The organism is Glutamicibacter nicotianae (assembly GCF_002797775.1).
GTDB classification, from domain to species: Bacteria; Actinomycetota; Actinomycetes; order Actinomycetales; family Micrococcaceae; genus Glutamicibacter; species Glutamicibacter nicotianae.
On sequence record NZ_PGEY01000001.1, the window covers coordinates 342568 to 357594 of the forward strand.

16 protein-coding genes are annotated in these 15027 nt (G+C 62.9%); 10 read left to right on the top strand and 6 right to left on the bottom strand.

The window, feature by feature from the left end:
* The first annotated feature begins 136 nt into the window (after positions 1 to 136).
* The 7 genes from ATK23_RS01490 (at position 137) to ATK23_RS01520 (ending at position 7845) form a co-directional block, all read left to right on the top strand.
* Entirely contained in the window at positions 137 to 994 is an 858-nt protein-coding gene (locus ATK23_RS01490) for an SDR family oxidoreductase (protein WP_066139606.1), read from the top strand.
* 58 nt (positions 995 to 1052) lie between these two features.
* Positions 1053 to 1919, top strand: a complete 867-nt coding sequence (locus ATK23_RS01495; protein WP_066139603.1) for a biotin--[acetyl-CoA-carboxylase] ligase — start codon at positions 1053 to 1055, stop codon at positions 1917 to 1919.
* 86 nt (positions 1920 to 2005) lie between these two features.
* The gene (locus tag ATK23_RS01500; protein WP_066139600.1) at positions 2006 to 2554 is read left to right on the top strand and encodes a hypothetical protein; all 549 of its coding nucleotides are present in this window, start codon (positions 2006 to 2008) and stop codon (positions 2552 to 2554) included.
* The gene (locus ATK23_RS01505; protein ID WP_038989813.1) at positions 2551 to 3762 is read left to right on the top strand and encodes an adenylate/guanylate cyclase domain-containing protein; all 1212 of its coding nucleotides are present in this window, start codon (positions 2551 to 2553) and stop codon (positions 3760 to 3762) included. Before ATK23_RS01500 ends, ATK23_RS01505 begins: the two co-directional genes overlap by 4 nt.
* Positions 3762 to 4718 carry a PP2C family protein-serine/threonine phosphatase gene (locus ATK23_RS01510; protein ID WP_066139597.1) on the top strand — a complete coding sequence of 319 codons (957 nt, stop codon included), beginning with the start codon at positions 3762 to 3764 and terminating at the stop codon, positions 4716 to 4718. The genes ATK23_RS01505 and ATK23_RS01510 overlap by 1 nt, the downstream gene beginning before the upstream one ends.
* A gap of 47 nt (positions 4719 to 4765) precedes the next feature.
* The gene (gene ligA, locus ATK23_RS01515) at positions 4766 to 7042 is read left to right on the top strand and encodes an NAD-dependent DNA ligase LigA (protein ID WP_245858271.1); all 2277 of its coding nucleotides are present in this window, start codon (positions 4766 to 4768) and stop codon (positions 7040 to 7042) included.
* Positions 7043 to 7044: 2 nt separating this feature from the next.
* Positions 7045 to 7845: an inositol monophosphatase family protein gene (locus ATK23_RS01520; RefSeq protein ID WP_066139592.1), complete on the top strand. Its 801-nt coding sequence runs from the start codon at positions 7045 to 7047 to the stop codon at positions 7843 to 7845.
* Here ATK23_RS01520 and ATK23_RS01525 read toward each other — a convergent pair.
* The 4 genes from ATK23_RS01525 to ATK23_RS01540 all read right to left on the bottom strand — a co-directional run bounded on the left by ATK23_RS01525 (position 7842) and on the right by ATK23_RS01540 (position 11069).
* A complete protein-coding gene (locus ATK23_RS01525) occupies positions 7842 to 8462 on the bottom strand; it encodes a hypothetical protein (RefSeq protein ID WP_066139589.1) in 621 nt (206 codons plus the stop codon). The two genes, ATK23_RS01520 and ATK23_RS01525, sit on opposite strands and share 4 nt — an antisense overlap.
* Positions 8463 to 8546: 84 nt before the next feature.
* Positions 8547 to 8996, bottom strand: coding sequence for an SRPBCC family protein (locus ATK23_RS01530; protein WP_066139587.1), 450 nt, complete (start codon positions 8994 to 8996; stop codon positions 8547 to 8549).
* Positions 8997 to 9025: 29 nt separating this feature from the next.
* Positions 9026 to 9832: a glucosamine-6-phosphate deaminase gene (nagB, locus tag ATK23_RS01535; protein ID WP_066139584.1), complete on the bottom strand. Its 807-nt coding sequence runs from the start codon at positions 9830 to 9832 to the stop codon at positions 9026 to 9028.
* A gap of 70 nt (positions 9833 to 9902) precedes the next feature.
* Positions 9903 to 11069 (bottom strand): ROK family transcriptional regulator, encoded by a 1167-nt coding sequence (locus ATK23_RS01540; protein WP_157801620.1) that lies wholly within the window; start codon positions 11067 to 11069, stop codon positions 9903 to 9905.
* A 154-nt stretch (positions 11070 to 11223) separates the two neighbouring features.
* On the opposite strand from ATK23_RS01540, the gene ATK23_RS01545 reads away from it, so the two are divergent.
* Positions 11224 to 11760 (top strand): GNAT family N-acetyltransferase, encoded by a 537-nt coding sequence (locus ATK23_RS01545; protein WP_066139578.1) that lies wholly within the window; start codon positions 11224 to 11226, stop codon positions 11758 to 11760.
* An 87-nt stretch (positions 11761 to 11847) separates the two neighbouring features.
* Positions 11848 to 13761, top strand: a complete 1914-nt coding sequence (locus ATK23_RS01550; RefSeq protein WP_066139575.1) for a penicillin-binding transpeptidase domain-containing protein — start codon at positions 11848 to 11850, stop codon at positions 13759 to 13761.
* 16 nt (positions 13762 to 13777) lie between these two features.
* Here ATK23_RS01550 and ATK23_RS01555 read toward each other — a convergent pair whose 3' ends face one another.
* Together ATK23_RS01555 and ATK23_RS16185 are read right to left on the bottom strand one after the other, a co-directional pair.
* A complete protein-coding gene (locus ATK23_RS01555; RefSeq protein ID WP_157066347.1) occupies positions 13778 to 14185 on the bottom strand; it encodes a GNAT family N-acetyltransferase in 408 nt (135 codons plus the stop codon).
* Between the two features lie 48 nt (positions 14186 to 14233).
* On the bottom strand, positions 14234 to 14416 hold the full coding sequence (locus ATK23_RS16185) for a hypothetical protein (RefSeq protein ID WP_157066346.1): 183 nt from the start codon (positions 14414 to 14416) through the stop codon (positions 14234 to 14236).
* Between the two features lie 46 nt (positions 14417 to 14462).
* On the opposite strand from ATK23_RS16185, the gene ATK23_RS01560 reads away from it, so the two are divergent.
* Positions 14463 to 15014, top strand: a complete 552-nt coding sequence (locus ATK23_RS01560) for a maltokinase N-terminal cap-like domain-containing protein (RefSeq protein ID WP_157066345.1) — start codon at positions 14463 to 14465, stop codon at positions 15012 to 15014.
* The last annotated feature ends 13 nt before the right edge of the window (positions 15015 to 15027 follow it).

The following is a 15027-nucleotide window of genomic DNA, read 5'->3' on the forward strand; positions in this document are numbered from 1 at the left end:
CAAGCCAGTCTAGCTGGGGAAACAGCTCTTTCGGTTGTAGGAATCTTACAAAATGGCCCGATATCTGGTGCGTGGCACGCCAGAATAAGTTACTGAACGGTAGCTTAGTGGCGGATCATCGCGTAATCTGTATCACATGACTACTGAATCGCGCACTCTTATCGCGCCCGTTCCCGGCAACCTGAAGAACCGCACCATCCTGATGAGCGGGGGCAGCCGCGGCATCGGCCTGGCCATCGCGTTGGCCGCAGCCCGGCAAGGGGCCAACGTGGTTCTGCTCTCCAAGACCGATACGCCTCACCCGACGCTGGAAGGGACCATCCATACCGCCGTTGCGCAGATTGAGGAAGCCGGCGGCCAGGGCTTGGCCGTTGTCGGCGATGTCCGCGTGGACGCCGACGTGCAGCGCGCCGTGGAGGAAGCGGTGGCAAAATTCGGCGGCATCGACATCGTGGTCAACAACGCCTCGGCCATCAACCTGGCCAAGACCGACCAGGTCGATATGAAGCGCTACGACCTGATGCAGGACATCAACGTCCGAGGCACCTTCCTGCTGTCCAAGACCGCGCTCCCGTACCTGCGCGCTTCCGAGCATGCCCATATCCTGACCCTCTCCCCGCCACTGAACCTGGACCCCAAGTGGGCAGGGCAGCACCTGGCCTACACCATGGCCAAGTACGGGATGTCGCTGACCACCCTTGGGCTCGCTGAGGAGCTGAAGGAAGACAGCATCGGGGTGAACTCGCTCTGGCCTGAAACCTTGATCGACACCGCAGCAATCCGCAACCTGCCGGGCGGGCAGAAAATGGTCCAGGGCGCACGCGACGCTTCGGTCGTGGCAGACGCGGCCATGGCAATTCTTGCCAGCCCGCCCGCGGGCGTCAGCGGCAATTTCTTCACCGACGGCCAGGTGCTGACCTTGGCCGGGGAGACGGATCTGGAGAAGTACACCCTGAACCCGCAGATCCCGCTGGTCCAGGACATCTTCCTGTAGGCAGTCAAGCGGGGTAAAACAGGGAATAATGGACGGCCGGTGCCATAGGGTTGGAGATATGGAAAACCCGTATGGCACCGACCGCGCTGTTCTCGATTCCCGGATCTTCAATGAGCTCACCGCCCCGTTGGATTTGGGGCTGGTCAATCTCAAGCCAACCTCCGGTTCTACGAATACCGAGCTGGCGCAACTGGCCAGCACCGGAGAGGCCGGACATCTCAGCGTGTACTACACCGAGCACCAGCAGGGCGGCAAGGGGCGCTTGGGCCGTGAATGGGTGACCCCGGCAGGATCTTCCCTCACCGTCAGCGTCCTGGCCGTGCCCGGACCTGGCTTCCCTCCCGAATCCCTCTCCTGGTACACCATGCTGGCGGCGCTGGCCTGGAGCCGGGCGGCCGAGAATACCTGCGGCGTTCCACTGGGCATCAAATGGCCCAACGACCTCTTGGCTGGCGAGCAGAAAGTCTGCGGCATCCTGGCGCAAATGGTTCCTGCCGGCAACGGCTATGGCGTGGTGGTCGGGACCGGAATCAATGTGAACCAGAGCCGGGAGGAACTTCCGGTGGCTACCGCGACATCCCTGCGGTTGGCCGGTGCGAAGAACCTGAACCGCACCGAATTGCTGGCTGAGTACCTGAAGCAATTTGCGGCTTTGGACCGGGGATTCCGCCAAGTCGGCGGCATGGCGCAGATGCCGTTGCCTGGAAACAACGGGAAATCCTTGCACCAGCTGGTCAGCGCCAAGCTGGCCACGCTGGGACATGACGTGCGTGTGGAATTCCCTGACGGGTCCACGCTGGTGGGCACTGCCATAGAGCTGGGCACCGATGGCTCGCTGGTGCTGGAACACGGCACCGGGCAGCGTGAACATGTGCTGGCAGGCGACGTGCACCACGTGCGGCGCGCCGACGGAAAGTATGCCTAACCCGGCTTGGGTATTGGCCCGGGACTAGTATTGGAAGAGACGACCGAAGCACTCAGCCGGGAACAGGAGGGACGAGGAACAACACGATGAAGTTGCCGCTGCATGAAAGGGAACGAGTGATCATCAAAACTCGTGAGCATTCCCGAGTGCTGCGCCAGCCCGTGGGAGCCTTCCTCGTCTTGACCGCACTGTGCACGTTTTCGCTTGGCTATCTTTCCCGGGATGATCTCTCGGACTGGCTGGCTTCCAATGCAAATGTGTGGATGATCGTTGCGGTAGTCCTTTGGGCCGCGCTGGTGCTCATCTGGAGCGTGATTCCCTGGGCCCGGTGGCTGCGCAGCCGCATCGTGCTGACTACCGAGCGGATCATGTTCCGGCCGACGTATAACGACGGCAAGCTGCAATCTGTAGGATTATTTACAGTTCGCGACCTGGTCGCGCACAGCAAGGCGAAAAATGCCATGACGCGTGCGGGAACCTTGGATATCGTGCTGAACCAGGGATACGTGCGGCTCTCGCATGTGCCCTCGGTACAGTATTTCCGTTCCCTGGCCATGGAGGCGATGGCGAACCTGCGCAGCAGCCAGAGTATGGCGCACACCGAAACGACGAACAGTGAGGGCATGGGGGCATGAGCACCGAGCACACCAACACACCTCGGGCAGACTCTCCGCAGTCCGCCGCCGAGGCTGTCCGTGGCGCCCGCCAGCACGCTCCCGCGGCAACCCCCGCCGAATCGGATCCAATTCTCGAACTTGCCGAGGCCATGGAAGGCCCGCTGCGCATTCCGGCCCACACCCCCGAGGCTGTCCGCGACACCGTCGCCTCGCTGGAAAAACGGCTCATCGGCGGCCAGCGCGAATTCCGCCGACGCGAAGTCGCCTCCGAGGCAGGGGTCTCCCTGCACTCGGCACGCAAGCTGTGGCGCGCCATGGGCTTCCCGGAACTCAGCGATGACGAAGTGTTCTTCACCGAGGCCGACAAGAAAGCCCTGGGCACCATGGTGGGCATGGTCCGCGAAGGCACGCTGACCGAGGAAACCGCCATCTCGCTGATGCGTTCGGTCGGCCAGATGACCGACCGCATGGTGGTCTGGCAAATCGAGGCCCTGGTCGAGGACATGATCGCCAACCAGAACCTGTCCGACCGCCAAGCCCGCCGCCAGCTTTTCAGCCTGCTGCCTGAAATCATCCCCGCCATCGAGGACCTGCTGCTCTACTCGTGGCGCCGCCAGCTGAACTCCGCCGTGCACCGCATGGCCTTGCGCGTGGAAACCGGCGTGGCCGCCTACAACCAGGACCGCGGCGAGGACGATGGCGGCACCCCGTTGCCGCTGGCCCGTGCGGTGGGCTTCGCCGACCTGGTCTCCTACACCTCGCTGTCGCGGCGCATGAATGAGCGCACGCTGGCCCAGCTGGTCCAGCGTTTCGAGGCCAAGTGCGCGGAAATCATTTCCGTGGGCGGCGGCCGCCTGGTCAAGACCATCGGCGATGAAGTGCTCTACGTGGCAGAAACCCCGCAGGCCGGCGCACAGATCGCGCTGTCCCTCTCGCGCGAGCTGGCCAAGGACGAGCTCTTCCCGCAAACCCGCGGAGCGGTGGTCTGGGGCCGGCTGCTCTCGCGCCTGGGCGATATCTACGGACCGACGGTGAACATGGCGGCCCGGCTGACCTCGCTGGCCGAGCCCGGCACCGTGCTGACCGATGCGATTACCGCGAATACGCTGCGCAATGATGCACGCTTCGTGCTCACCGCCCAGGAAATTACCGCGGTGCGCGGCTTCGGGGATATCCAACCCTACGAACTCTCGGCAGGCGAGGGAGCAGGACTGGTGATTGACTGATGGCTAATGAACCAGCCCCGGTTCCCTTCATCCTCGCCGCGGCGGGCCTGACGGACGTGGGACGCAAGCGCTCGCAGAACCAGGACCGTATCCTGATGCACGACATCGTGTACGCGGTTGCCGACGGCATGGGCGGGCATGAAGCCGGCGAGGTGGCCAGCCAGCTTGCGGTGGAAACCATGGAAGAAATCTGCACCTTCGCCAATAAGACCTCGGTGCGGAAACTGCCCTCGGTGCCGGATGTCCAGCGGCAGGTGCAGCTGGCCGATGACCGCATCCGCGAAGCGCTTGAATCGCGCGGCGGCACCACCCTGTGCGCCCTGGTGCAGATCAAGACCCCCAGCAAGGGCCGGGACAGCGTAACCGCACCACTGGCCGCCGTGCCACCGTGGACCTCCAGCTTCGCAATGACGCAGAATACCGACGTGATTTCCAAGATCACTCCGCAAATGCTGGAGAACCACCGCGCCAACCTGGCCCCGGCTACCGCGCCGCTGCCGGTGGCCACCGAGGAAGTCCCGAGCCTGCTGCTGGTCAACGTGGGAGACTCGCGCGGCTACCGGCTGCGCGACGGTGCGCTGCAGCAGCTGACCCGCGACCACTCGGCGGTGCAGGAAATGGTGGATGCCGGGCAGATCACCGAGCTGGAAGCCCGCAACCATCCGCACCGGAATCTGATTACCCGCGCCCTGGGCGCAGGCGCCGAAAGCCAGCCGGACGTCACCGTCCTGCAGCCACGCATCGGCGACCGCTACATGCTGTGCAGCGACGGGCTCTCCGGCGAATTGACCGAAGACATTTTGCAGACCCTGCTGGTGAACTACAAGGACCGCACCGAAGCGGCCCGGATTCTCACTGCGGCTGCGCTGGAAGCCGGCGGCCGGGACAACATCGCAGTGATCGTGATTGACGTGCTGGCAGCCGAACCCGCAACAGCGGACGCACCTGGGAACTAGGGCTCCAAGCCAGCTAAACAGTCCGCCGGTGGGGCACAATTGAATACGTGAGTGAAAAAGACGCAGCACCAGTCGAGACCGCCAACGTACCGCCGGAAGCCGACAAGACCCGCTATGAACAGCTGGTCGAGCAGATCCGCGCCCACCGCGAGGCCTATTACCAAAATGATGCTCCGCTGGTCTCCGACGCGGAATACGACGCGTTATTCCAGGAGCTCCAGCTGCTCGAGGCGACCTATCCCATCCTTGCTGGACAGGACTCGCCCACCCAGGAAGTCGGTGGCGAAGCCTCCGCCGCCTTCGCATCGGTCACCCACGCCAGCCGGATGTACTCGCTGGAAGACGTTTTCTCGCTTGATGAACTCGACGCGTGGCTGGAGCGTGCCCAGGCCAACGCCGAACGCCTGCACCCGCAGACCCCGGTCCAATGGCTGTGCGAAGTCAAAATCGACGGCCTGGCACTGAACCTGACCTACCGCGAGGGCAAGCTGGTTCGCGCGGCCACCCGCGGGGACGGCACCACCGGAGAAGACGTGACCCACAACGCGCTGACCATCAGCGATATCCCGCAACAGCTGTCCGGCTCCGGCTGGCCTGCGGAATTCGAAGTCCGCGGCGAAGTCTTCATCGCCACCGAGGACTTCAACAAGTTCAATGAGGCACTGATTGCCCAGGGCAAGGCGCCGCTGGCCAACCCGCGCAACGCGGCCGCCGGGTCCTTGCGCCAGAAGGATCCGGGGCAGACCGCCAAGCGTCCGCTGCGCATGTTCGTGCATGGCCTGGGCCGCAGCCGCGATTTCAACCTGACCGAGCAGTCCCAGGCCTATGAGCTGATGCGCGGCTGGGGCCTGCCGGTCTCTCCGTACGGCCGTGTGGTCGGCAGCCGCCAGGAAGCCAAGGACTACATCGCCGAGCACGGCGAGAAGCGCCATGATTTGATCCACGACATCGATGGCATTGTCATCAAGGTCGATGACCTGGCCACCCAGGAACAGCTGGGCTACACCTCGCGGGTTCCGCGCTGGGCCGTCGCCTACAAGTACCCGCCCGAAGAAGTGCACACCAAGCTGCTGGACATCCAGGTCCAGGTGGGCCGCACCGGCCGCGTGACCCCCTTCGGCGTGATGGAACCAGTCCTCGTCGCCGGCTCCACCGTCGCGCGCGCGACCCTGCACAACCAGGAAGTCGTCAAGGCGAAAAACGTCAAAATCGGCGACACCGTCATCTTGCGCAAGGCTGGAGACGTCATCCCGGAGATTGTCGGCCCGGTGCTTCCGCTGCGCGATGGCAACGTGGACCTTCGTGATTTCGTCATGCCCACCGAATGCCCTTCCTGCGGGCAGCCGCTGGCCCCGGCCAAGGAAGGCGACGTGGATATCCGTTGCCTCAACGCCGAATCCTGCCCGGCACAGCTCACCGAGCGCGTGGCCTACCTTGCCGGACGCAGTGCACTGGACATCGAAGCCCTCGGCTACGAAGCGGCAGCTGCCCTGACCAGCGGTCCGGGCGAGGACCCGGCCACCCAGGGCGGCGTCATCCTGCCCGCCGGACCCGGCCCGCTGAAGAACGAGGCTGACCTGTTCAACCTCAAGGACAAGCTCGACGAGCTTGGAGAAGTCAAGGTCTGGCGGGAAAAGCGCTCCAAGGGGGAGGGCACCGGCAAGTACGAGCTCGTCCCGTACTTCTATTCCAAGGCCACCGCCAAAAAGCCTTCGGTGCCGACCAAGAGCACACTGAAGCTGCTTGATGAGCTGGAGAAGGCCAAGGGCAACCCGCTGTGGCGGGTGCTGGTAGCCCTGTCCATCCGCCACGTCGGCCCGAACGCCTCGCGGGCCATTGCCACCCGCTACGGCTCCATGGATGCACTGCTTGAGGTCCTGGACTCGGGCAACGCGGTGGCGGAACTGGCCGAGATCGATTCGGTTGGCACCATCATCGCCGAAGCGCTGGTTGACTGGTTCGCGGTGGATTGGCACCGTGAGATCGTCTCCTCCTGGCAGGCCTCCGGCGTGCAGATGGAAGACGAGCAGGATGCGAACATCACCAAGAACCTCGAAGGCCTGGCCATCGTGGTGACCGGTACCCTGGAGAACTATTCCCGGGATACCGCCAAGGAAGCGATCATTGTCCGTGGTGGCAAGGCCACGGGCAGTGTCTCGAAGAAGACCGACTTCCTGGTGGCCGGCGAATCAGCCGGGTCGAAGTTGGACAAGGCCCAGTCCCTGGGCGTTCCGGTACTGGACGAAGCCGGATTCGGCATCCTGCTGGAGCAAGGACCGGAAGCAGCACGCAAGGCAGCACTCGCCGCACCAACGGAAGGCTAGATATGGACCGCGCAGTAACCCACGATCCGCTGGTGATGGTGGCCCGCCGGGCTGCCGCCGCCGGCGCTGAAGTACTTGGCCGCCGCGACGAATCGCAGTTCAACCTCACCGACAAGTCGGCGGCAGGGGACTGGGTCACCGACTTCGACCGGGCTGCCGAGGAAGCGATTCGCGATGCCATTGTGACCTCCCGGCCCAACGACGAGTTGACCGGCGAAGAATATCCCAGCGCCAAGCCGGCGCATCCTAGCGGTCTGCGCTGGAGCATTGATCCGCTGGATGGCACCACGAACTTCGTGCGCAGCATTGCCTATTATTGCTCGTCGGTGGGCGTCTGCCAGCGCAACGATGATGGCAGCGAGACCTGGGTGGCCGCGGCCATCGTCGCCCCTGCCTTGCAGGTGGAGTACTTTGCCGGGAAGGGACTGGGCGCATGGAAACTCGACCTGCGTTCCGGAAAGCTCACGCAGCTCAGCGGCCCGGTTGAATCGGAAACCAGGATCCTGGCCACCGGCTTCGGCTATGATTCCGAGCGCCGGCAGTTCCAAGCCCAGGTGCTCGGGACGATGCTTGAGGACTATGTAAATGTGCGCCGGCTCGGCTCGGCTGCGCTGGATTTGTGCCTCGTGGCCGAGGGGTCTTTGGACGCCTACGCCGAATACGGCACCCAGGAGTATGACTGGGCCGCCGGCGCGCTGATTGCCGAGGAAGCAGGATGCCAGGTTGGCCGGCCCATCAGCAATCCGGGCTGGCAGTACGCCGGATTGGTGGACCCGGCTAAGCTCACGGAGCCTGGCGCTTAAAGCAGAACGGCTGCCATCCACTCATGCGCATAGTGGATGGCAATGCCCACGGCGACACCGCCACACACTTGTGTGGCGGTGTGCTGGAAACTGCGGATGCGTGCCCAGGACAGCACCGCAATGAAGAACACCACCAGCGGCATCAGCTCGTTCAACTGCCCGGCCACCTGCAAGATCACGTAGGTGCCCACGGCCAGGTGCACCGAGACCTTCCACCACATATTGATCACAGCGACGACTGCCAATCCCAGCAGGATGCTGAGCACTTCGAGGTACATCCGCGTCCCGGCGTCCATGAGCCGCAGTACGAGCAGGCCGCAGAGGATCAATCCGGCGGTATAGGCGTAGATCCAATGCCGCTGATGCCTTACGGTCACGTGCATGTCGGTGACCTTGCCACGCAGTTTCGCGCCGGCCAGGATCAGCCACGGAATAATCGTGGTGAACAGGGCCGCGGTGACCGACTCGCTGAAGCGCACCGAAGCATCCCGCCATGGAGTGGCCAGCAGCAGCACGGTAGCCAAGATGATAGGGGAGAGCAGGTGGGAAACCACCAGAGCGAATTTCCGCACTGTGGTCGGGGCGTTGGCTTGCGAGGTCTGCTGCATTCGGGTCATTGGCCTTCATCTGGTTAGCGGGTTGCTGACGACTATGCGACTAGTCCACTGTACAAGCAGTTCCGGTGCTCCCATTCTGCAGAGTCAGGTTTGCTCCGCGACCAGGTAGTCATTGCGGATCCGGATGAGCTTGGGCAGGTACCAGCCGAGGACGAGCCGTTCGGCCAGCCACCCCAATGGACCAAGCGGGGCACTGAATTGGATCTTGTCGACCATCAACGTCCCGTGGTCCATTGCATGGAATTCATGGACGTGGTGGAAGGACTTGAACGGTCCGCGCAGCTGCTGGTCGGTGAAGCTGCGCGGGGCATCCACGACGGAAATCGTGGAGGTCATCCGGATGGGAATGCCAAAATGCTTGGCCCGCCAGGTTACGTGCTGGCCCAGGCCAATGGTTCCGCTGGTCACCCCAGCCACTGCCTGCTCCTGCGAATCGGCCATCGAACCGGTATGCGCGTCGATGCTCAACGATTTCTCGAAGAGCTCAGCAGGGCTGAGGTTGGCTTGCGTAACGCATTCAAAGTAGACGGCCATGGCTAAAGTATGCCACTGGCAAGGGAGTTTTAGCGGACGGTGAGGTCCAGAACGGTCAGATCTTCAGCCGCGTCGTCGTAGTAGTCACGCAGCTTCAGTCCCTTGGCCGCTGCCTCGTCAACGACTACCACTGCGTCCTGATGCAGCTGCAGGACAGATGCCGGGCAGGAAGCTGAGATCGGGCCTTCCACGGCAGCAGCAATTGCATCTGCCTTGCCGGAGCCCACGGCAACCAGGACCAGGCGGCCTGCGTCCAGGATCGTGCCGAGGCCCTGGGTGACGCAATGGGTGGGAACATGCTCAATGCCGTCGAAGAAGCGCGCATTGTCTTCACGGGTATTCGCCGCCAGGCGCTTGATCCGGGTGCGGCTTCGCAGCGCGCTGCCCGGTTCGTTGAAGCCCAAGTGGCCGTTTGATCCGATGCCCAGGATTTGCACATCGATGCCTCCGGCCTGTGCGATGGACGCATCGTACGCGCGGGCCGCCGCCTCAATGGCTTCCACCGAGGCTGCCATGCCCTGCGGAACATGCAATGAGTCCGCAGGCAAGCCGATGACGTCGCAGACTTCGTTGAGCAGGGTCTGTCGGTAGGACTGTTCATGGGTGTCGGGGATCCCGATGTATTCATCGAGGGCGAATCCCTGTGCACGGCTGAAATCGGCGCGACCTTCCTGAACTGCGCGGGACAATTCACGATACAGTCCCAGCGGGGAGGAGCCCGTGGCAAGCCCTAGAACCGGTCCAGCGCCAGCGCTGTGGTGAGCCAGGCCGGCCAACACGTTGTCGGACGCGATCTTTGCGACTTCTTCCGGGGATGAACCAATGAGTACTCGCATGGTGTGGACTCTCCGATCTTGGCATTGATGATTAGTGGAATAGCAGAAACAAGTGGGCGAAAAGGAGCCGCTAAGCGATCCCTAGTTCGTGGAACCGCACGTTCACGGCGCAACCCCGGAGCACCAGATGCTCTGGATCTTCGCTGAGTGAAAGACTGAAGTTTTCGGAGCGAGCCGTATGCGAGCGCAGGGCCAGTGCTTCGCGCAACGCTTGTGCGAGAGGCTGATCTACGATGTCTGGGGTGCCGGTGAAAACGACGTTTCGAATGTCCAGAATTGAAAGAAGCGGAGCAACTGCGCCAGCAAGATAGGCCGCGACCCGCTGGTTCAATTGCCCTTTCTCTTCCCCTTCGGCCAAGGACTTCCAAATTGCAGGAACGGAAGCATAGGCTTCCAGGCAGCCGATTTCTCCGCAGCTGCATAAGGCCGTGTCCTCTGCACGCTGGCGGACATGGCCCAGCTCGCCGGCGGCAAAATCCGAGCCGCGCACCAAGGTGTTGTGGGTGATGACGCCGCAACCTACACCACGCCCGAGGCGCAGCAAGACCATGTGGTCGCCGCCTTGGCCAAACGTGTGCTCGGAGAGAATGGCGCAGTCGGCGTCATTGAGGATATGGGTGTTGATGCCGGTAGCCTGTTCGACTGCGGCGCCCAAGTCGAAGCCGCGCCAATCGAACTTTTCGGCAGCGACGACAATTCCCTTATCGGTCACTACCCCGGGGGAACCGATGCCGATGCCAAGAATCGGTGCGTCGCAGTGCCGTATCGCCGTGACGATCAGTTCCAGGAGCTGGGCTACCGCCGCTTCCCTTGTTGCATCGCGCTTCGGGGAGGAAAAGCTCTGGAGAATGGCACCATCCAGGTCCATGATCGCTGCGCGGAACGGGACAACGCCGGATAAATCCACACCGATGATCCTGAGCCCGGGACGATTCAAATCGAGGAGGGTTGAGGGTTTTCCCGGGCGTTTGCCTTCTTGCTGTCCGGTCTCGATAACGTGGGAACGATTGATCAATTCGGCGACTAGTTCTGAGATGGTGACACGAGTCAGACCGGTCGCGCGTGCCAGATCGGCACGGCTCATTTCGCCTTGGTCTGAAAGTGTTTGCAGAATCAGCGAGAGGTTGTGTTCCCTTCCATGGGACGGCAAAATGGCGCTGCCGTGGTACAGCATATTCCAATCCTTGCGCGGGGAAGTCACAAGGTTAGTTAACTCTATTAACAAACTTTTGGGCAAGTCTTCTCCGGGACATTGCCTTGCAAGATCCACTACCGCCAATGGCTGCAGATCGGAGAATCGTCGGCGGCAACGGCTTGCAGCAATGCATTAGTTCCGCAGCGGCCGCTGAACTGCGGCAGACCGCCAAAAGCCATGGCACACTTGGAAGATCATGACTGACGAGCAAACTTTTTCATACTGCAGTGGCGATCTGTCGATTGAACTGGCTACGCCGGCCGATTACCAGAGGGTGGGCGAGCTGACCGCTGAGTCCTACTTTGCCGCTGGGCATTTCAGCAGCCCGCAGGACGAATACCTGAACTTTGTCCGCAAGGTCGCCGAGCGTGCAACGCAGAGCGAAATCTATGTGGTGCGCCGAGCCGGCGAAATTGCCGGTTCCATGACGTTGATCCGCGCGGGCAGCGACTATGCGGACATCGCCCGGGACGACGAGCTGGAAATCCGCATGCTCAGCGTCGATCCCGCCGCGCAGCGCGGCGGGATCGGGCGGGCCATGGTGCTGGCCGCCATCGAACGTGCCCGGCTTATTCCGGGAATCAACGCCGTCTCCTTGACCACCGGCAGCAGTTGGCTCTCTGCTCGGGGTTTGTATGAAACCCTCGGATTCGCCCACCATCCAGAACGCGACTGGGTGGTGCCGAACACCGACATCAAATTGGTGGTCTACGCCTACCGCCTGCAGTCCTGACCAATTCCTCCCCATTCCTGCTGAACCGCCCATGACTTCGGTGGACATGCATTGTGGTCTGGCAAAGCGCATGAATAGAATGGCGCCATGAGTGCTGTTCGCCGAAGTGTCACCGCCCTGTCCGTCGCCGCTCTCGCCCTCGGGCCGCTGAGCGCCTGCAGCGCTGGCGCACCCGACCCGGCACCATCAGCCGATGCGCTGGTGGCCGCCATGAACAGCGGCGATTTCGCCGGCGTGCAATTTACCGGCACCAGCCCGCAGGACGCGGCGAAGGCCCAGGAAACAGCCTTTGGCACCATGGGCGAAATCAAGCACACGAGTACCGTCAGCTCGGTAGCAGAGGACGAAGAGGAACAAGACGGAGTCAAGACGGCCACCGCGAACATCACCACGGTGTGGGATGTCGACGCATCGGACAAGGATCTGAGCTATGACACCCGGGCCGTCTGGGAATACGACAAGGAAGCCGAGGCCTGGAAACTGCGCTTCGACCCGTCAATCCTCGCCCCGGGATTCGAAAGCGGCGACTACCTCAAGGCGGCATTCGAGCCGGCAGCACGCGGCAGCATCACCGATGCAGAAGGCCAGAACATTGTCGCTGACCGGCCGGTGATACGCGTCGGCATGGACAAGACCCATACCGGCAAGGAGAACTGGGAAAGCTCAGCGAAGAAGCTGGCCAAGCTGGTGGACATCGATGAGGACGCGTACGCGAAACGCGTGATGGCCGCCGGCGATAAGGCATGGGTGGAAGCCATCGTCTTGCGCGATGACGCAACCCGTGAGGTTACCGACGAAGAAATCAAGGCCATCCCGGGAGCCAACTTCCAGAATGACGAGCTGCCATTGGCACCCACCCGTTCCTTCGCCCGTCCGCTGCTGGGCAGCGTAGGAAAGGCCACCGCGGAAATCATCGAGAAGTCCGAGGGCAAGGTCAAGGCCGGCGACCAGGTAGGCCAATCGGGATTGCAGGCCGCCTACAATGACACCCTCTCGGGAACCGCCGGAGTCACGGTGTCGCAATACGATGCTGAGCATGAAGAGCTAGCGGAACTGTTCGCCAACGCCCCGGTGCCAGGCAAGGACCTGAAGACCACCCTTGATACCAGCCTGCAGCAAGCAGCGGATGAACTGCTGGAAGATGCCGAATCGAACTCGGCCATAGTGGTTATCCGGCCCTCGGACGGCAGCGTCCTGGCTGCATCTTCCGGCCCGGTATCCGCCGGCTTGAACACCGCCCTGCAAGCGTCCTATGCGCCGGGCTCCTCCTTCAAGGTCATCAGCGCCTTGGCCATGCTGCGTGAAGGCGCCACCCCGGGCTCCGAGGTCAAATGCCCGGCAACCACGGTGGTGGACGGAAAGAGCTTTAAGAACTACGACGGCTACCCGGCGTCCGCGGTAGGCACCATCCCGCTCTCCGAGGCGATTGCCCAATCCTGCAACACGGTCTTCGTGAACCAGGGGCAGGAGATCAGCGGCAAGAAGCTGGCCGACGCCGCAACCTCGCTCGGCTTGCTGGCCGAGGACGGCACCGGTACCGGCGCCGTGTTCGGTTCGGTACCCGAGGATTCGACAGGCACCATCCAGGCCGCGAACATGATTGGCCAGGGCGTCGTGGAAGCCTCGCCGCTGGGCATGGCCACCGTGATGGCATCTATCCAGGCCAAATCCACCGTGCAACCCAAGCTGGTGCTCTCGCCTGAACCCGAGGCAGCTGCCAAGCCGGCCTCTACGCTCACCGAAAAGGAAGCCGAGCAGCTGTCGGCGATGATGGCCGAGGTCGTGGACCATGGAACCCTGAAGGATTTGAAGGGGACAGGCAGCGGCAAGATCATCGGCAAGAGCGGCACCGCAGAATACGACAGCGAGAAGAACGCGCATGCCTGGGCCATCGCCGCCCAGGGCGATCTGGCCATTGCCGCATTCGTCGAGGACGGGGACGGCGGTGCCCAATCGGCCGGACCACTGGTGAAGTCCATGCTCCAGGAAGCTGCCAAGTAGCTTCGCGGGGTGCCGCTCAGCCTTGCTGGGCGAAATATTCGCCGGAGAGCAGGCTCAGAAGCACCTGGTCGTGGAATGCCCCGTCATGGAAGTACACCTCGCGTTGGCGTCCTTCCTGGATGTACCCGGCGTTTTCATAGGCCTTGATGGCCCGCTTGTTGAAGGCGGCAACGCACAGGCTGATCCGGTGCAGCCCCAGCTCGCGGAAACCGTAGGCTGACATCAGCTTCGTGGCGCGGGTGCCGAAGCCCTGGCCGACAAAGTCCGGGACAATCATCACCGCCAGCTCGGCCGCGCGATGCGGCAGCTGTCCGCCATGCAGCGTGATGTGGCCGATGAAGCTTCCGGTGCCGCGCTCGAAGATGCTGAAACCGGCATCGCCGCTATTCGGCTCGTTGCGGCTCCACTGGGCGAACATGTCCATGAGCCCAGTCTCGGGGCGCGGCTTGATGATCCGCTGCTGCAGCACCGCTCAAGCCGGGTCATTCCACCACCGGGCCATGGCCGCGAAGTCCTCCGGCTCGGACTCGCGCAGTTCAACGGCGGCATCGCGCAGCAGGCGCTCGCCGTACTGCTGCGCCTGCTGGAGATCATTCCACGGCCCATCGGTGTGCATGGATCCATCGTAGGAGCTTTTGCCCGGACCAAGAACCATTGCGCCAACACTTGTGCCTAATACGAGCTGTTGACAGACTATGCTCATGGGAATCGTCTACAACACCACCATGTCTCCAACGAAGACCGAGCTGGTGACCGCCTGGCTGGCCAAGCAGGAGTTCTACACCGGCCAGGGCGCCCCGAAACTTGAGAACATCGGCGGATTCCGCCTCGAAGACCCGCAGGGCGAGGTCGGCATTGAGCTGAGCTTCTACGCCGACCACGCCGACACCTCCGACGTGGTCTACCACGTTCCATTGACCTATCGCGATGCCCCTATCGAAGGCGCGGAGCAGCACCTGCTGGGCACCAGCGAGCACGCGATCCTGGGCCTGCGCTACGTCTACGATGCCGCCGGCGATCCCGTCTTCCTCGCCCAGGCCCGCGAGCTGCTGGCCGGGAACGCGGTGCCGCAGCACCGCACCGAATCCTTCACCGACGATCCGCGGATCCGCGTCCACGGGCAGACCGCCGGCAAGCAGGCGGAGATCATCCGCAGGCCGGTGGCCGGCGAACCAGCTGAAGCAGGGGTGATCGGGTTCTGGGAGAACGCCCTCGGGCAGGATCTGAGCGGTTTGGTATTGCGCACAGCATAATGAAGGCCCCGGA